Source organism: Prochlorococcus sp. MIT 0801, assembly GCF_000757865.1.
Lineage (GTDB): Bacteria > Cyanobacteriota > Cyanobacteriia > PCC-6307 > Cyanobiaceae > Prochlorococcus_B.
On record NZ_CP007754.1, the window covers coordinates 1,489,000 to 1,506,918 of the forward strand.

Genomic DNA, 17,919 nt, shown 5'->3' on the forward strand with positions numbered 1-17,919 from the left:
AATTTGATTAAGAAGGGTTAGAAGAGTCTTTTTCTATACGTTTCAAAATCTCCTCATAAGCATCTATCACCCCTCCAAGATCTTGCCGAAATCGGTCTTTGTCAAGGATACGTCCCTTAGGATCAGAATTTGTCTTATCCCAAAACCTACAATTATCTGGACTTATTTCATCGGCTATCACAATTTTGCTAAATGAATTAAAACCGAACTCTAATTTAAAATCAACCAATAATAAATCTAGTGAATCAAAATATTCTTTTAAAATTTTATTTACACTTCTAGTAATATTCTCTACTTTTTCTATCTGAGAAGGACTAATCAAATCAAGCAATTTCATTCTTCTTTCTGTTAGTATAGGATCTCCCAATTTATCATCTTTATAATAAAAATCGAGGAGTGGCGGGTTTAATATTGTTCCTTGATTGATCGGTGTTTCTCTGCATAATGAACCTGTAGCAATATTCCGAATAACAACTTCTAAAGGAATTACTTCAATTTTATCCGCAATCATGAATGTTTCCGATTGAAGTTCAATAAAGTGCGTGGGGATTCCATTCGATTCAAGCAATTTAAAAAGTGCCGCAGAAATTTTGCAATTCAGGCGCCCTTTACCTTCGATCTCTGATCGTTTTTTTGCGTTAAAAGCTGTAGCATCATTTTTGAACTCTATTAAAACCCTATTTGGATTTTCACAAGCAAAAACTCTTTTTGCCTTGCCTTCATAAATTAGTGATCCTTGGATATGATTCATTAATGCCTCAGATATCTAATTAGTATAAATAGACAATGCTACAAAAATCACCTCAATCAAGATAAAATTATTTAAAGGCTAAACTTCAAACAACTAAATAACTTATCTTCAAGATATGTATTAACTAATAATCAAAAGGTAATTAAAGATCCACTAAAACTATTTTTTTATTCAAGCAAACGCAAATCATGACAAAGAATCAAAAGGCTGAGGAATTAAAAAAAATATTAATAGTTGGAAGTGGAGGAAGAGAAAACTCTATTGCTTGGGCTCTATCAAAAAATCAATCTATTGAACAAATATATGTTTGTCCCGGCAATGGTGGAACCGCCAACTTTGAAAAATGTATTTGCCTAAAACCTAAACCTGAAGATGCACAAGCGATCATTGAGGAATCTCAGCGACTTGGAATTAATTTAGTAATCATTGGTCCTGAGGTCCCTTTAGCTGAGGGCTTGGCAGATAAAATGCGTGAAGCAGGATTAACAGTTTTTGGTCCAGGCAAAGATGGTGCTCAATTAGAAGCAAGTAAAGACTGGTCTAAAGCTTTAATGTTAGAGAACAATATTCCTACAGCTAAGTACTGGTCTACAAAATCTAAAGAAGAAGCACTAGAAATTCTTAGAAAATTCAACCAACCTCTTGTTGTCAAAGCAGATGGTCTTGCCGCAGGTAAAGGTGTAACTGTTTGTGAAACCATTGAGGAATCTAAGGAGGCAATTAAGGAAATATTTTCTGGAAAGTTTGGCTCTGCAGGAAATAAAGTTATTCTTGAAGAAAAAATTGAAGGGCCAGAAGTTTCTATTTTTGCCCTTTGTGATGGAGAGAAATTAATAGTTCTTCCTCCAGCTCAGGATCACAAAAGATTACTTAACGGAGACAATGGTCCAAATACAGGCGGTATGGGAGCTTATGCACCTGCACTTTTAATTAACGAACAAGATCTTCAAGACTTAACTGAACTGGTTCTTATCCCAACTTTAAAAGGTTTGAAAAAAAAGAATATCAACTACATTGGCGTTATTTATGCCGGCCTAATGCTTACATCGTCAGGGCCAAAAGTTATTGAATTTAATTGCCGCTTTGGGGATCCAGAATGTCAGGCTTTAATGCCCTTAATGGGAGATGAATTTGCTTCTGTCCTTTTTGCTTGTGCTCGAGGAGAGATTGAAAATGCACCAAAACTTTCATTTAACTCTGAATACAGTGCTTGTATAGTTGCAGCCTCTCAGGGATATCCGGAAAGTCCACAAAAAGGTGACAAGATTGAAATCAATGTTGAATCAAATTCTTCACTCCAAATTTTTCATGCAGGTACCACAGTCGACAAATTTGACAATATAATTACCTCTGGGGGAAGAGTTCTTTCGATAGTTGCTCAGGGAGAAAGTTTCGACAAAGCTTTCGATTTAGCCTACTCTAACCTTAAAAAAATCAACTTTAATGGTATGCATTTTCGCAAAGATATAGGTTACCAAGTTAGAAATATTTGATTAAGTTTATCCTAAATGAATAATACTAACTCAAATCAAAGTAAACCATTTCAAGTATCAAAAGATGATGTACTACTAGATGAATTAAATATAATAGAAAAAATAAATTTGTGGTGGGCTAGATTTAATTTAAGGTCTAAATTACTAGCATTAGGAACGCTAGTGGTTAGTCTTATAATGACACTTATTACGTTCTTTGCTTTAAGTACTATTCAAAAAGATGCTGGGATGAACGATACAAGATATGCCAGAGATTTAGGATTATTATTATCAGGGAACGTTACGGAATTAGTAGCGAAGAATCAAACACGAGAACTTTTCAACGTTGCTGAGAAGTTTTGGCGTTCAAGTAGGAACTTAAGGTACATTTTCTTCACTGACCCAGATGGATTTGTAAAATTGGGTATTCCTGTGAGTGCAACGACCTCAGAATCTGAGGCTGAAGGAGACTTGCAACTAACCAGAAAGCTTCAATTACCCAGTGAATTAAAGAAACAGCCTCAATTCCCATTAGTAAGACAACATTCAACTCCACAAGGACAGGTAACTGATGTTTTTGTTCCTATGCTTTGGAAGGGTGAATATTTAGGCACCTTAGCTCTCGGAGTAACACCGAATAAAAAAGCTCTTGCCACAGCGGCATTAACTAGAGAAATTACTGTTGCAGTATTTATTTCTATTTGGGTTTTAGTAATAATAGGCGCAGTATTTAATGCTCTAACAATCACTCGTCCAATAAGAGAATTAGTTATTGGAGTCAGAGAGATTGCTAAAGGTAATTTTAAATCAAGAGTTGATCTACCAATGAGTGGTGAACTCGGGGAACTCTTAACTGGTTTTAATGCAATGGCATCCAGATTAGAAGATTATGATGCTGCAAATATTGAGGAACTAAGAGCTGCCCAAGTCAAACAGCAATCCTTAATAGCCACAATGGCAGATGGAGCACTACTTCTTGACGAAAAAGGAAATGTTGTATTAGTCAATCCAACTGCTAGAAGACTCTTCCGCTGGGAAGGAAGAAATCTTGAAGGTCAAAATTTATTGAATCAACTTCCTGAATCTCTTGTAAAAGAACTTGAAACACCAATAACATCTCTATTGAACAATTTCGGAGACAGCGATGATTTGCGTTGCAATCTTGAAGAGCCACCAAGAACACTTCGTATAGTTTTAAAGTCTGTCAGAGACACGACTGGAGAGAATATAAAAGGTATTGCAGTTACGGTTCAGGATCTTACTAGGGAAGTTCTATTAAATGCAGCACAAAAAAGATTCATAAGTAATGTTTCTCACGAATTAAGAACGCCATTATTCAATATTAAAAGCTATGTTGAGACACTATATGACCTAGGAGAACAGCTTACAAAAGACGAGCAAAAAGAATTTTTAGGTGTTGCAAATTCAGAAACAGATAGACTCACTCGCTTGGTCAATGATGTTCTTGACTTATCCAAACTGGAGTCCGGGAGAACAATCCAATTAGAAGCACTAAGTATAAAAGAAGCTATGGAACAAACCCTAAGAAACTATAAACTCAATGCAGAAGATAAAAATGTAAAATTAATATTGAACGTTGAAAACAATTTGGCATTTGTTTTAGGTAACTGGGACATGCTTCTCCAGGTTTTTGATAATCTTGTTGGAAATGCACTTAAATTTAGTCAAGAAGGAGGAACAATAAATTTAAAGGCCTATACATGGCCAGATATATGCGTTGCTTCGCCAGTTGATCTAGATAATAAAGCTCCTCATTGTGAAATTTTATCCCCAATGCCAAAAATCAGAATTGAAATTTCTGATACTGGATACGGTATTTCTGAAATTGATCAACAGAGAATATTTGAACGTTTTTACAGAGTTGAAGATTCAGTACATACTGAAGTGGGAACTGGACTTGGCCTCTCAATCGTTAAAGGGATTGTTGATAAACACGGAAGTGAGATAAGAATGGCAAGCGAACCAAATACTGGGACAACTTTTTGGTTTGAACTTCCTGTTGAAGACTCTGACGCTGATCAGCTTTTACTAATATCTGCAAGAAAGAATTGGGAACTTGAAAATGATAAGTCATTAATTAAATAGATTTACTAACTACCCTTCTTTTGGATTAATGCTTTTAAAAACGCCAGGTATCTGCTCTTCAGGATTAATACGATGAGGGGCTCCACTAAATATCTGTTCAAAGTTAGAGAATGAATCCTTAATCTCAGGTCCTTCATTAGTAATGATATATTCACGAATCCTCTTGTCATGCCATGATCCGCGCATCTTAAAAACATTTATTGCTCTTGCCATTTCACCTCTTATTTCTACATATTGCAAAAGCAAAATAGTATCAGTTATCGTTGAAATATGCGAATCAGTAATTGAGTGGCTTCCCATAAATTCTTCTGCAGTATTAGTAAAGAATCCTGCTATTTCTTCTTGTTTCGCATAACCAGTAACTCCAATAACAAACTGTCTAAATGCATTCAAGCTTACGCCTCTAGCTAATGCGGATAGAGAATCTATCGCCATTCTGGATGGTTTATATTCGCTAATCTCCGTTTTTATAATTTGCAGATGATCTTCCAAACCAGTTGATTCAGGATAAGCACAAATAATCTTCAACAATCCATCAGCTTCCATCTTTTCAAAATCAATTCCCCAACTAGTTGCATTTCGCAGAAGTTGTGCTCTTGATTCTTCATATGCAAAAAGGATTGTTCTTTCTTTATGTATGTATGCATCCTCAACAAACTTAGAAACTAGCATTGTTTTTCCGGTACCAGTTGCACCAGTTGCAAGAATAATTGAATCTTGAAAATATCCTCCTCCACACATTTCATCCAAAGCAGGGACACCAGAACTTATGCGAATATTGGATGATCTTTGAGTCAACCTCATTGCACCTAAAGGGAATGCGACTATTCCTTGGGAACCCATAGTAAAAGGGAATTCACCCTTCATATGTGTAGTTCCTCTTAATTTCAAAATCTCTACAGTTCTTCTCCTCTTCTCTGCCTCTAAAACATTTCTCAAAATAACAACATTGTCAGAAACGAATTCTTCAACTCCATATCTAGCAATTGGACCATATTCATCTATTCTTTCAGTGGTCATAACAGTAGTCACACCTATTTCTTTAAGTCTTGCTATCAATCGAAAAATCTCTCTTCTAACAACATAAATAGCGTCATATTGTTGAAAAACTGCTGTCATAGAATCTATAGCTACTCTCTTAGCTTTGAACTTTCTAATCGCATAGCTTATCCTTTCAATTAACCCAGATAAATCAAAACTTCCAGCAACATCTTGTCCATCTGGATCTGGAGATGCATCTAAAATAAAAAGTTTATTTTGATCAATTAACCCTTGCAAATCCCAACCAAAACTTGCAGCATTTCGAATAATATCTAGAGGCGATTCTTCAAAAGTAACAAAAATCCCTGGCTCATCAAAATTACATATTCCATAATGAAGATATTGAAGAGAAAAAACAGTTTTCCCAGTACCTGATGTTCCGCTGACTAGAGTGCTTCTTGCATTAGGCAATCCACCATGACAAATATCATCAAAGCCCTCTATACCAGTGGGGAGTTTTTGAACATGCATTGTGGGTAGATTTTTTTTATTGAAGAACGCTAAAAGCTCTTATGTACAAAACATAATAAACAATCTTTAAAAATAGCTTAGTTGTCGGTTGGGCTTAAGAATTCATTTACTTCTTGTTTATGTAGCTCCATTATTTATCTGAAGAGTAAAACATTTCTTGATCTGTCAATTCATCATACAAAAGGTCCAATCCAATTAGCACCTTTTCTCTATCTGAAAGGTCACCAATTATTCTTCGAACAGGAGGGGGTAAAATCTTAGCTAAGGTTGGTGTAGCAAGTATTTTATCTTCTTCAGCTAATTGAGGACTTTTTAAAACATCAATAACCTTAAGAGCATAGACACCTTTGAATTCACTCTCTAAGATTTCTCTCAACGTGTTCAAGGCTCTCATAGAATTTGGTGTATTCCCCGCCACATAAAGCTTGAGAATATATGTCTTTCTTGCATTCATTTAAAACCTCAGGAAAATCAACAGAACATTTGCCCTTCTTAGATCTTGACTAAGTAACCAACAAAAGGCCAAAATGTTAGTTTGTTTTCCGATTACGATTAGGGCTTAATCGATTAAAAAAGGAAACTCCCTTTATTTTATTTCGAGCCTTAACGTGTCACAAATAACCATGGCTGATAAAAAATCATCTCTCAAGAAGGAAACTCCGCAAGATAAAACTTATGCGATAGTAGAGGCCTCAGGCAAACAATTTTGGCTTCAGCCCAACCGTTATTACGATTTAGATAGATGCCAGGCAGAAGTTGATGATGTTTTAACTCTTGAAAAGGTTCTTCTAATCAATGATGGGAAAGATTTAAAACTTGGCAAACCTTATGTAAAAGATGCGAAAGTAGAACTCAAAGTATTGGAGCATAGAAGAGGCCCAAAAATAATAGTTTATAAAATGAGACCCAAGAAAAAGACTAGGAGAAAGAATGGACATCGCCAAGAACTTACAAGAGTTTTTGTTCAGTCCATTTCAGTAGGATCAAACACAAAAAAATCAAAAGATGTTAAAACCACTGCTAATAAAGTAGAATCTAATTAGTTAAATTCAAAAGATTAAATAAATCATGGCTCACAAGAAAGGTACCGGCTCCACTAGAAACGGAAGAGATTCAAACTCCAAAAGACTTGGTATCAAAGCCTATGGAGGAGAGAAAGTAACAGCTGGATCTATTCTTATTCGTCAAAGAGGAACATCTGTTCTTCCAGGAATCAATGTTGGCAGGGGGAAAGATGATACTCTTTTCGCCCTAACTGATGGTTCAGTTCATTTTGAAAGTATTCGTAGAGGCCTAAGAAATAGAAAAAGGATTAATATTTCCACTGCTAAGGCTGTCTAGTTTGGATTCTCAGGGGTTTGTAAGCTCGAGTAGTAATTAATAAAGGATGAAAAACTTCTAAATAATTTAATTGCAAAGTAGAAAAAAATTTTTCAATAAGACTAGGATCATCAAAATGAAAAGGATACTCTCCGTTTTTTCCTTTGTAAAAGTACCAATTCATAAGAGCTATTCCTTCAGGAGAAAGTTTTTCTAGAAATATTTTTAATTGTTTGGCAGGATTTGGAAGATGCTCAAGTACATCCAAGCAAACTAAAGAATCAAAAACAACATCATTGGTGCTTTCTAAGTCTCTAAAAATTGAAATCTTATCTTCTATACCCAATTCCTTAGACCTATGTTCTACAAAGCTTCTATTTTGAGGGTTAAGATCAACAAACCAAACATGTTCAACTTCTGGCAAAAATGAGGCTGCTAGAGCATGTGTACCAATACCACCACCAAAATCTAAAACTTTTCCAGAAACAAATTTTTCTTGCAAGCGAAGAGTATCAGCTATGTAATTAAAACTATTTAGATGCCAAGAAGCTAGATCTATTAAATGAGCATCTCCAACTTTTTCTTCGTAAAAATCGCCTGCATTGGTCTCAGTAAATGCTCCTGGATGAAGAGCTGCTAAATCATCAACACCCTTAAGCAACCTTTGATCTAATTGCTCATTAGTAATATTTAGGAAATCAATAAGATGTTTTTTCAAATTAAAGCCATCTTTAAGGAAAGAGGAAATACTTAGATCTAAATAGTTCATATTATTTGGCTGACTGAACGCACTGAGTTATAACTTTAAATGTTCAGGGTTACTTGAACAATATTTTCATATGAGCCTAAACCTGCAATATCAATTTTGGAAAAGCCCTTTGGATTTGTTGTTATTGATAAGCCTTATGGGCTTACTTCTCATGATTGCGTTAATAGACTTAGAAAAGTATTTGGTATCAAAAAAATTGGACATACTGGAACTCTAGACCCTGCAGTTACTGGAGTACTTCCAATAGCAATAGGTGATGCAACAAGATTAATCTCTTATTTACAAGGCTCTAAAGCTTATACAGGAATCATTCAGTTAGGTGCAACTACAAATACTGATGATATGCAAGGGGAAGTTATAAGATCAAAAGTTTGGCCCTTAATTACCGAAAATGCTATAAATTCTCTACTAGAAAATTTTAGAGGTGAGATTTCACAAAAGCCTCCTATTTTTTCTAGTGTTCACATTAAAGGCGAGAGAGCTTATAAGAAAGCAAGAAAAGGAGAAAAATTTGATTTAGTTCCAAAAAAAGTTACCATAAATAAATTAAATTTAATAAGTTGGTCTCAAAATAAAGGTGAGTTATTAGTTGACGTCGACTGCTCAACAGGAACATACATTAGATCCTTGGCTAGAGACATTGGAGACAAAATCGGATGCGGTGGTTATTTAAAAAGTTTACGGCGTACAAAAGCATATAATTTCAATGAAAATGATTCAGTAATACTTCCTGAGAAATCGGACTTTTACCCAGTGAAAGATAAACCTAAAGTCCTTAATCCTAATATCTTTTTTAAACATCTATCTTCTTTTAAATTAATTTCTGAAGAAGAAATTATAAGCTGGCGTTCAGGAAGAAAGATCAATTTTCACAATCATATTAAACGTCTAAATATAGCTAAAAAAAATGAGGTCGAAGATAGTATTATTGATAATAAAAATATATTAGTATTGGGTGAAAAAAACAAAATCCTTGGCATAGGTAATTTAGATGAAGTTTTTGAAATTAAACCTAAGGTTGTTTTTAATGCAATTGGTTAGAAAGATCAAATTAAAATTCTATGATAATAATATATCTATTAAATATTTTACTAATAGTTTTTTATTTGTACTCCAGTATAATAATGTTTTAGAATTTTACGAAAACTGGAACCTCTTTCAGCCATAGCTTTTGCGCCCCACTGACTCATCCCCACTCCATGCCCAGCCCCAAAACCTCTAACTAATAGAAAATATTCTTCTGGAATTGGGGGCAGAGGTTGAAGTGCAGAATCGTTAACTAGTTTATTCTCGTAATTCAATTTATTATCTAGATTACTTGGATCAAATATCAAATCAAACTCAAATTTAGTACTAAGTAATTGCAACTTTTTTCTTAAATCTTTTCCAGAAATAATCTGATTTCGATTCGTCCCGTAAAGTCTGATTTTTAAGACTCTACCAGTATTACTTCTATCAATTATATGAATACTATTTATTCCGCCTAAGTTCGGAAATATCTTTTCCAATTCTGCAGACGTAAATTTATTCGACCATCTATATTTACTACTATTATGATCATAGTCAATAACACTTTTCAAATAAGGGAATTGATACTTCCAAACTTGACCACTACTCTCAGTTCTACCACCAGAACTACTATGAAAAACAGCATCAATCAGCTGATCCTTATAAAACAGAACAAGTGAGTCTGTACTTCTCACTGCCCTATTAATTTTTACAGTTTCCGATTCAAGACCTAAGTAAACTTGACTAGCTTGTGTTGAATGAAGATCAAATAATTTATTTTTATCTAAAAGTTTTAAGGCATAAGTCCTAGCTGCAATAGCTTGAGCTTGAAGAGCTGCAAGAGGAAAATCTTTTGGCATTTCACTACCAACAACACTTTTCAAATACTTCTCTAATTTTAAATAATTTATTATATTTAACTTCTTATCATTCAATGAAACTCTTAATTCACCGGCATATCTTCTATTATTCAACCAAATCCCTCTTTTATCACTATTTCTAATAATTAAATTAAAATTATTTGGCAATTCAAACCATGAATTCAAGTCATTATTAATTGAATATTTAACTTTATTATTGCTATAGACTAAATTGAATGATTTAATTCTTCTATGATTAGAAGAGATACCTTTAACAAAAATATTTTCTACACTATCTGCTCTAAATCTTGCCTTATTTTCATTACTTATCAAAACACGAATTATTGGTTCTTTCGCCGCAATTGCCTTTATTGGAGAGATGAAAAATATAGCTACAAAGATTATTGACCATCCAGATTTTGCTTTAGGTGATGCGCTCAAAATAAAAATTGGATTTAGGTACTAATTTTGCCTATAAGAAAGAAGATCCACCAGTGGTCAGATCTATGAATAGCAGAATTTCTTAAAAGAGGAAAACTTGCAAGTCACTTTTCTAGGAACAAGTTCAGGGGTTCCAACTCTAAATAGGAACGTATCAGCAATGGTACTAAAACCTCCACAAAGATCAGAATTGTGGTTGTTCGATTGTGGCGAAGGTACACAGCATCAGTTCATCAGAAGCAATCTCAAGTTTTCTCAAATCAAAAAAATATTTATTACCCATATGCATGGGGATCATATTTATGGTCTGCCTGGACTTCTAGCAAGTATTGGATTATCAGGCAACAGCTCTGGAATTGAGTTGTACGGTCCAGCTTCTCTTAAAAACTTTATTGATTCTTGTTTATACAACAGCTCAAGCAGATTGGCTTACTCTCTCAAATTCCATAGAGTCGAAAGTGCTGCTACTAACAAAGAAATTTTGTTTGAAGATTCTGAGTTAGAAGTCAAAACTGCCCCACTCAAGCATCGAATCCCATCTTTTGCTTACAGAGTGAATCAAAAAACTAGACCAGGTAGATTCGATATAGAAAAAGCGAAGTCAAAAGGAATACCTCCTGGTCCAGTTTATGCAGACCTTCAGAGAGGGGAGGAAGTGAAATTAGAAGATGGTCGCATTTTTTCTGGGAAAGAATTCTGCGGTCCGCCTAGACCTGGTGTAAGCATGGTTTATTGCACAGATACTGTTTATACAGAATCAGCAATTGAGATTTCTAGAAAAGCCGATCTACTAATCCATGAATCAACTTATTCATATAAAGAAACTGAAATGGCATATGAACGCGGACATTCAACTGCAACAATGGCCGCTCAGATTGCTGCAAAAGCGAGTGTTGATCAACTAATTCTTACTCATTTGAGTCCAAGGTATACCCCTGGCAATCAAACATGTCCTAATGATTTGCTTAATGAAGCAAAAGCAATTTTTCCAAATACCCAGTTAGCAAGAGACTTTCTACAAATTGATATAAATAAAAGCTGAAACTGCAACAGTTCGTGATCCCTTTGCCTATGAAATGCCTCTACATGAAACAATAGTCGAGTTTGGTGCTTCTTTAATCGCTGGCGTTATTAATGAATTCTTTTATTTCTTCCCTGAAAAGGTCCTTTACAAGACTATTTGTCTTGATACCTGTGCTTGCAAGTCTCATTATTAGTCCTCTTTCTGTAAGTGCCTTGTATCCCAGCGATCCTTCTTCAGTGGAGAGCTTAGATACAAGCTTGGCTGGTAAGGACTTGCAAAATACAGAGTATGTAAAATACGACTTATCAGGAAAAGATCTTGGTGGGGCGAATTTCACTGGGGCTTATTTCAGTGTCTCAACTTTGAAGGACTCTGATCTAACAGGAGCAAACATGACCAATGTTATTGCTTATGCTACAAGGTTTGATAATGCGAACCTAACAAACGTAAATCTTACGGGTGCAGAGTTGCTTAAGAGTGTTTTTGATGGTGTAACCATTGATGGTGCTGACTTTACTGATGCTGTATTAGATAGAAGTCAACAGAAAAAACTCTGCGAAGTAGCGACTGGTAGCACAGCCGAAAGTCTTGGTTGTAGTACTACAGCTGCTGGATACGTGCCTGCGACCAAAGGTCAAGGTTTCAACCCAGGTACTTAAATTCATCAAAGAATTAATAACCAATAAAAAAAGGGCCAATGGCCCTTTTTTTATTGGTTATTAACTAACTTTTTTACTTGGTCACAAGAAAGAAAGCCGCTGCAGCTCCTCCAACCGCAAACATAGGCAAACCAACTAACAAATGTGAGGTGCCAAAGCCAAATCCTTTTTGGCGCAGTATAAAATAGCCAACTCCAGCAGCTCCAGCAGCTAAAGGAATAGCGGCAGTAGCTGCAGAAGCAACAGCGTGATAGTCGAAGTTCATCCCTGTGTTGAAATTTAATTACTTACAATTATCCTTCAAATTTGAAAAATGGTATGAAATCATACCCGAAATGCCTCATATCTTCATCACTTTAAATCCAAAAAGAATTTCCTTTTTTCAAAACTCATGCCACTTGAGGTGCAATATTTGAGCTATCTCTAGAACGTGGATGCTTGCTATACCACCATTCCTGAATATTCGTATCTAAACGACTAGAGAATAAAGTCAAAATAGTTTTTGTTGGTTTCACTCCTGGTTGGATAATCTCAACCGAATATGATGGACACTTTTGAGCGGCAATATCAGCAACCAATCTTTTCCCAATTCTCCTCCAACTAGGCTCCTTACTTCGCCATGAGAGCCTGCAACAAGGCCAAGGTAATTCCTCACGGTCGTAGAGACGACAACATGGTCCTAGAACCCTAAAACTAAATTGACCACCAATACTTGAATGAATAGAACCATGATCTAAAAGACCTTGAACTTTATTTGTTGGCAAAACTTCTGAAATCAATTAGAAACTAAGTAATTTTATTTGCGCCCATGAGCACATAAATAAGAGGTTGGCGAGAAAGGAGATCTTTGGCAAGCAAAACGATGAAAATCTGGCGAAAAAATTAATATCAATATATTTCGTCTTCTGCATGGGTCCTAATCGTGCAATCTGAAGTCGGATATGCCACACAAATCAAAACATAACCTTTTTTAATCTGATCATCATCCAAAAAACTTTGATCCTGTTGGTCTACCTCTCCTTTTTCTAATTTAGCAACACAAGTTGAACAAGCTCCCGATCGACAGGAGCAAGGAAGCTCAATATTTTGTTCACATGCAGCATCAAGAATATATTTATCATCTGGTATCTCAATAATTTCTTTAAGACCACTTAACTCATTAATAAAAGTGATCTTAAAAGATGTCATAGAAGCTTTTTAATCTGAAAAGTTAGATTTTATTTAATCAAGAGAAATTTGGAGTCAAAACCATTAAGGCCCATTGTTCCTTTGTCTTTATTTCAAGAACTTGCCAACCAAGCTGTAAAAAGAATTCTTGAAGTTCTTTGATTTGCTGAACTAATAAACCAGATAAAATCACTTTACCTTTATGTCCAATGATTTTTTCGAAACTGGGACCCATTAATTTTATGACGGGTGCAAGAATATTGCATAGGACCAAATCAATTTTTTCTTTCGGCATATTCGCCTCAATTTCCTCAATAGAACCATGAAAAAAATTTAATTTGTTTTCAGGAAAATTATTTAAATCAGAGTTAGTTTTGGTAGCTGAAATTGCTAAAGAATCAGTATCAACTGAGAAAGTACTCTTCGCGCCCAATTTCAATGCAATTATGGATAATATTCCGCTTCCACAACCTAAATCAGCAATTGTTTGACCTACTGGAGGATCTTTATCCAAGGCTTCAATGCATAGTCGTGTAGAAGGATGGCTACCAGTTCCAAATGCACTTCCAGGATCTAAACGAATAATTTTTCGTGCTAAAAATTTTTCAGGAATGTCTAACCACGCCGGTAAAATCAAAATTGATTTTCCTATGGGATCAGGCTTCCAGTTCTTTTTCCAACTTAAGCTCCAATCTTCATCTTTTACGTGAATCCATTTGCAAGGAGGCAACTCCAATTCAAAAGTCTTTGACAACGAAATTAGTGATTGGGCTAAGGCCTCTTGCTGCCTAACTGACCACTCACTTAAGGGAAGCCATATAAATAGAGTTTTAGTGCAGTTGTTATTTGGATCATGCTCAAAAGAGAATCTATGAATTTCTAAATTGCTCAACAACCAATAAAAAGAATCTTCTAGTTCAAAAGAAAATTCCTGCTCCAATCTCAACCAAGAAAACTGAGAGTTTTGCAAATTTATAGTTTTTTTAACTATCAATTTATAGAGTCACAGAATGAGCTTCATTTATTCCTTGCATTGAAAGAATTGAGCCCAACAACTCAGAGGGGATAGGGTCATCAATACTTAAAACCATAACGGCCTCACCTCTTACAATCCTTCTTCCTACTTGCATTGAGGCAATATTCACATTGTATTTTCCAAGAAGTGAACCTATCTGACCAATGATTCCAGGCATGTCCCTATGTCTTGTAAAAAGCATATGTCTACTTGGCACAAAATTTATCGGGTACTCATCAATACTTGTAATACCCAGATCTCCATCACCAAAAACAGTACCAGAAACACTGTGAGCACCTTTATCACTAAAACTATCCAACTGCAAAGAGCCTCGAGCAAACTCTGGGCTCAACTCATCCTTAATTTCCACCACATCAATACCACGTCCTTTAGCTTCCAATGAAGCGTTTACATAATTAATTTTATCGCCCAATGCATTGGTGAGTAATCCCTTCAAAGTTGCAATAACTAGAGGTTGAGATGGATGTTGAGCGAATTCCCCTTGCAGACGTACTTCTAATTTTTGAATCTGTCCCCCTGAAATTTGACTAACCAATAATCCTAATGTCTCCGCAAGTTTTAAATGTGGTTTAAGACTATCCATTATCTCTGCGCTAAGACCAGGAATATTTACAGCACTGCGTGCAGGCAAGCCTAAAAGGACATCTCTAATTTGTTCTGCAACATCAATTGCTACATTTTGCTGCGCCTCAACAGTTGAAGCGCCTAGATGAGGAGTAAGTACCAAGCCTTTTTTTACAGCGCGTAAAGGGGAGTCCTCAGCTAAAGGTTCTTTTGCGTATACATCGATTGCAGCACCTTGAATAACATTTTCGGCTAATGCATTAGCTAAATCATTTTCATTAATAATGCCACCCCTTGCACAGTTCACCAATCTTGCCGTTGGTTTCATTTTTCTTAGAAGCTTAATATCAACTAAATTCTCTGTTTCAGGTGTCCTTGGAAGATGAAGGGTTACATAATCAGATTCTTTAAACAACTCTTCAATATCGCTTAATCTAACCTGCATTTGCTGAGCTCTTTCAGTAGAAACAAAAGGATCAAATCCAATGATTTCCATACCCATTGCATTTGCAACCTTTGCGACATGAGATCCAATCTTGCCAAGTCCAACGACTCCTAAGGTTTTCTTATAAAGCTCATTTCCTACGTATTTTTTTCGATCCCAACCTCCAGAGAACATACTTGCGTGCGCTTGGGGAATATTTCTAGATAATGCAAGAATCATTGCTAAAGCATGCTCAGCTGCTGCAATCGTATTTCCACCTGGAGAATTAACGACTAAGACACCCTTTCTCGTAGCAGTTGGCACATCAACATTATCCACACCAACTCCAGCTCTACCAATGATTCTTAATTTCTTAGCCTCAGATATAACATCTGATGTGACTTGGGTTCCGGAACGGATCATTAATCCGTCATAATCACCAATAATATTCTTCAACTGATCTGCTGAAAGACCTACTTTTTGGTCAACCTGAGCAACCTGAGTAAGAATATCTATACCTGCTTGATCAATGGGATCAGAAACAAGAACTTTCGTCATTAAGGGCGATAAACGTGCCGATCTGAACTTTAGTGATCTATTTGCCGCTGACCAGAATTATGTTGAGCAGGATTGAATATCCAAACATTTCTAGGAGTTAATTTGTGTCCACATACGTAATCACCTTAAAAGAAAAGAAACTAGCAAAAGAGTTATTACTCAAATTAAGGGAAGCTCAAACACCAATCACTAATTGCGATCTTGTAGAACCATTGGATAATAGGACGGATAATGAAGATTCAAATCTAGATACGTCTGAAGGAATATTAGTCAATCAATCAAATTTTAAGGATATCAAGCTTTTGAATCCAGCACTTGCTAGGAAAGATCGCCAAAAAGCTCTAGCGACATGGTTAATACCCTTTGGTTTTATTGCAGGCCTAAGTTTTTCCCAAATGACCGATCTAAAGACGTTTGCAAATATGGGGTTCCCAAATCAATTAGAGAAGCTCTTAGGTGGCCTAGTTGGAATGATTTCAGGAGCGCTGGGAAGTTTTTTTTCAGCTGGAGGCACTAACCAAGAGACATTTGATGATTTGAGAGCTATTCGAAAAAAAAGTGAAGAGGGTTGTTGGCTATTAATCCTAGAATTACCAATAGAAATAGAACCACCTTGGGTAATTCTAAAAGAAACAGACAGCATAGAAATAATAATCCTAAGCAAATAATATTACTTAATTCAACAATATTTACAAAAAAGTGATTATAAACATTAGATAGTTTCCGTCCAAAATTGAATATTATATTTCTCTAAATACAGAAGAAAAACAAAAATATGGTTTAGACTATTTACTAATAAAAATTAGAAAATCCTATCTATCTTCATGCATCTTCCAAAAGAAAAGATCCTATTTAAAAGTCCTTTTCGCAAAGAGTTAGAGATATTGCTTCATTTTGCAGAGAAGGCTCTAAGCGACAGAGTAGCGACATGGTCCCCTTTTTTATCAGCACAATTAATAGAGGAAGTTAAAAATAAATTTAATAACTTGAATGATATAAATCTTCTTTTTGAGGGAGGATTCCCAAGAGCAGAACGTAAAAGAATATGTTTCCTAAGATCTGAAGAAGAAATGAACTATCCCTCTATCAATATCCCCATAAAAGGTCTTTATATAAAAGGCAATTTCCTGTTTGACAGAGCCAAACAAAATGATTTTAGAGATGTCTTATATGAACTTCATGCACAAGCAGATGAAATTGGAGACATTTGGTTAATAAGAGACAGAGGAGCTCAAGCTATTTGCTCGGAAAAATGTGCTGATTCAATAAATCAAAAGAATGGAAGGCTAAGAGAAGTTGAAATATCAATCCACGCATTAGATTTAAATGAGATGGAGATCCCATTCAATAGACCAGAGAAAGTAATCAATACGGTTGAGGCCTCTACAAGGATTGATGCAATAGCCTCTGCAGGCTTTGGGCTCTCAAGATCAAAAATAACTACACAAATCAAGCAAGGGTGTTTGCGACTTAACTGGGCTTTGAATGATCAGCCCAGCAAATCGGTAAATATTGGAGACCTTATTCATTTAGAGAAAAAAGGTTCGCTTAAAATTTTAAATATTGATAAAACAAAAAAAGAGCGCTGGAGAATCAAATTACTAAGGCAGTAAGGATAAGGACCTATTGCCTGCTAACTTTACTAAGTAACTTGATAACTCAATTCCAAGATGTTTCTCAAGGGCGATTAGCTCAGAGGTAGAGCACTACCTTGACACGGTAGGGGTCACTGGTTCGATTCCAGTATCGCCCATTCATTAACATCCGACGGGTGCAGACATATTCCAAACTACAACGATAGTGAAGGTTTTTCCATCTCTTTACTTATCAAACATTTGATGAAGTTTAATCCATTTGATTTCACTCTCGCTTTGATCTACCAGACCATTCAGAGAATACTCAACATGCGTTGGCTCTTGAATTTCTTTTCCTTTCAAAATTTCGATACCATCAATTTTTACAGCCATTAAAAAGAAGCAAATACATTTGCATCAAAACAACTTTTAGAGAACAAAGCTAGAGCTATTAATCTTTTTTTTATTTTATTAAAATAAATTTTAATAAGATTAACTTCATTTCTTGAAAGGGAAGATATTCAAGAAGCTATGAACAAAATATCTTTATTTAAGAATCAAAACAATACTAATATAAAGATATTTTATATTAGAGAGTAGTCAAAAATAGACTGCAATCAAATCCCCCCTCTAATGCATCAGCTAAATACCAAGGATAAAATCTATTAACATAA

At 35.3% G+C, this 17,919-nt stretch carries 20 protein-coding genes and 1 tRNA gene; 10 read left to right on the top strand and 11 right to left on the bottom strand.

Annotation, left to right across the window (positions count from 1 at the left end):
• Positions 1-7: 7 nt before the first annotated feature.
• On the bottom strand, positions 8-751 hold the full coding sequence (purC, locus tag EW15_RS08055; protein ID WP_038653971.1) for a phosphoribosylaminoimidazolesuccinocarboxamide synthase: 744 nt from the start codon (positions 749-751) through the stop codon (positions 8-10).
• Between the two features lie 188 nt (positions 752-939).
• On the opposite strand from purC, the gene purD reads away from it, so the two are divergent.
• Together purD and EW15_RS08065 are read left to right on the top strand one after the other, a co-directional pair.
• Positions 940-2,244, top strand: a complete 1,305-nt coding sequence (purD, locus tag EW15_RS08060; protein ID WP_038653973.1) for a phosphoribosylamine--glycine ligase — start codon at positions 940-942, stop codon at positions 2,242-2,244.
• Between the two features lie 15 nt (positions 2,245-2,259).
• Positions 2,260-4,329, top strand: a complete 2,070-nt coding sequence (locus EW15_RS08065) for an ATP-binding protein (protein ID WP_038653975.1) — start codon at positions 2,260-2,262, stop codon at positions 4,327-4,329.
• 9 nt (positions 4,330-4,338) lie between these two features.
• Here EW15_RS08065 and kaiC read toward each other — a convergent pair whose 3' ends face one another.
• Together kaiC and kaiB are read right to left on the bottom strand one after the other, a co-directional pair.
• Positions 4,339-5,841, bottom strand: a complete 1,503-nt coding sequence (kaiC, locus tag EW15_RS08070; RefSeq protein WP_038653976.1) for a circadian clock protein KaiC — start codon at positions 5,839-5,841, stop codon at positions 4,339-4,341.
• Positions 5,842-5,971: 130 nt separating this feature from the next.
• On the bottom strand, positions 5,972-6,295 hold the full coding sequence (gene kaiB, locus EW15_RS08075) for a circadian clock protein KaiB (protein ID WP_038653978.1): 324 nt from the start codon (positions 6,293-6,295) through the stop codon (positions 5,972-5,974).
• A 169-nt stretch (positions 6,296-6,464) separates the two neighbouring features.
• Between kaiB and rplU the strand changes: the two genes are divergently transcribed.
• Both rplU and rpmA read left to right on the top strand, forming a co-directional pair.
• A complete protein-coding gene (gene rplU / locus EW15_RS08080; protein WP_038653979.1) occupies positions 6,465-6,884 on the top strand; it encodes a 50S ribosomal protein L21 in 420 nt (139 codons plus the stop codon).
• Between the two features lie 25 nt (positions 6,885-6,909).
• Complete coding sequence (rpmA, locus tag EW15_RS08085) at positions 6,910-7,182, top strand: 50S ribosomal protein L27 (RefSeq protein ID WP_038653981.1); 273 nt, start codon at positions 6,910-6,912, stop codon at positions 7,180-7,182.
• Here the strand turns inward: rpmA and EW15_RS08090 are convergent.
• Positions 7,169-7,930: a bifunctional 2-polyprenyl-6-hydroxyphenol methylase/3-demethylubiquinol 3-O-methyltransferase UbiG gene (locus EW15_RS08090; RefSeq protein WP_038653984.1), complete on the bottom strand. Its 762-nt coding sequence runs from the start codon at positions 7,928-7,930 to the stop codon at positions 7,169-7,171. The genes rpmA and EW15_RS08090 overlap by 14 nt on opposite strands.
• A gap of 96 nt (positions 7,931-8,026) precedes the next feature.
• On the opposite strand from EW15_RS08090, the gene truB reads away from it, so the two are divergent.
• Positions 8,027-8,971 carry a tRNA pseudouridine(55) synthase TruB gene (truB, locus tag EW15_RS08095; RefSeq protein ID WP_038653988.1) on the top strand — a complete coding sequence of 315 codons (945 nt, stop codon included), beginning with the start codon at positions 8,027-8,029 and terminating at the stop codon, positions 8,969-8,971.
• A gap of 50 nt (positions 8,972-9,021) precedes the next feature.
• Here truB and EW15_RS08100 read toward each other — a convergent pair whose 3' ends face one another.
• Complete coding sequence (locus EW15_RS08100; protein WP_038653990.1) at positions 9,022-10,239, bottom strand: SpoIID/LytB domain-containing protein; 1,218 nt, start codon at positions 10,237-10,239, stop codon at positions 9,022-9,024.
• 97 nt (positions 10,240-10,336) lie between these two features.
• On the opposite strand from EW15_RS08100, the gene rnz reads away from it, so the two are divergent.
• A complete protein-coding gene (gene rnz / locus EW15_RS08105; RefSeq protein WP_038653992.1) occupies positions 10,337-11,281 on the top strand; it encodes a ribonuclease Z in 945 nt (314 codons plus the stop codon).
• A gap of 92 nt (positions 11,282-11,373) precedes the next feature.
• A complete protein-coding gene (locus EW15_RS08110; protein ID WP_038653993.1) occupies positions 11,374-11,922 on the top strand; it encodes a pentapeptide repeat-containing protein in 549 nt (182 codons plus the stop codon).
• Positions 11,923-11,995: 73 nt separating this feature from the next.
• Here the strand turns inward: EW15_RS08110 and EW15_RS08115 are convergent, their stop codons facing one another.
• From EW15_RS08115 to serA, 5 genes are all read right to left on the bottom strand, one after another.
• Positions 11,996-12,187 carry a hypothetical protein gene (locus EW15_RS08115; RefSeq protein WP_038653995.1) on the bottom strand — a complete coding sequence of 64 codons (192 nt, stop codon included), beginning with the start codon at positions 12,185-12,187 and terminating at the stop codon, positions 11,996-11,998.
• A gap of 124 nt (positions 12,188-12,311) precedes the next feature.
• Positions 12,312-12,701, bottom strand: coding sequence for a hypothetical protein (locus EW15_RS08120; RefSeq protein ID WP_038653997.1), 390 nt, complete (start codon positions 12,699-12,701; stop codon positions 12,312-12,314).
• Positions 12,702-12,810: 109 nt separating this feature from the next.
• Positions 12,811-13,110 (bottom strand): 2Fe-2S iron-sulfur cluster-binding protein, encoded by a 300-nt coding sequence (locus EW15_RS08125; protein WP_038653999.1) that lies wholly within the window; start codon positions 13,108-13,110, stop codon positions 12,811-12,813.
• Positions 13,111-13,147: 37 nt separating this feature from the next.
• Positions 13,148-14,059, bottom strand: coding sequence for a 50S ribosomal protein L11 methyltransferase (prmA, locus tag EW15_RS08130; RefSeq protein WP_225866556.1), 912 nt, complete (start codon positions 14,057-14,059; stop codon positions 13,148-13,150).
• Positions 14,060-14,084: 25 nt separating this feature from the next.
• Positions 14,085-15,671 carry a phosphoglycerate dehydrogenase gene (gene serA, locus EW15_RS08135; RefSeq protein WP_038654003.1) on the bottom strand — a complete coding sequence of 529 codons (1,587 nt, stop codon included), beginning with the start codon at positions 15,669-15,671 and terminating at the stop codon, positions 14,085-14,087.
• A 104-nt stretch (positions 15,672-15,775) separates the two neighbouring features.
• On the opposite strand from serA, the gene EW15_RS08140 reads away from it, so the two are divergent.
• From EW15_RS08140 to EW15_RS08150, 3 genes are all read left to right on the top strand, one after another.
• Positions 15,776-16,339: a hypothetical protein gene (locus EW15_RS08140; RefSeq protein ID WP_038654005.1), complete on the top strand. Its 564-nt coding sequence runs from the start codon at positions 15,776-15,778 to the stop codon at positions 16,337-16,339.
• 156 nt (positions 16,340-16,495) lie between these two features.
• Positions 16,496-17,284 carry a photosystem II S4 domain protein gene (locus EW15_RS08145; RefSeq protein WP_038654007.1) on the top strand — a complete coding sequence of 263 codons (789 nt, stop codon included), beginning with the start codon at positions 16,496-16,498 and terminating at the stop codon, positions 17,282-17,284.
• 68 nt (positions 17,285-17,352) lie between these two features.
• Positions 17,353-17,424 (top strand) — tRNA-Val (locus EW15_RS08150).
• A gap of 67 nt (positions 17,425-17,491) precedes the next feature.
• Here EW15_RS08150 and EW15_RS11365 read toward each other — a convergent pair.
• Complete coding sequence (locus EW15_RS11365) at positions 17,492-17,638, bottom strand: hypothetical protein (RefSeq protein ID WP_197049672.1); 147 nt, start codon at positions 17,636-17,638, stop codon at positions 17,492-17,494.
• Between the last annotated feature and the right edge of the window lie 281 nt (positions 17,639-17,919).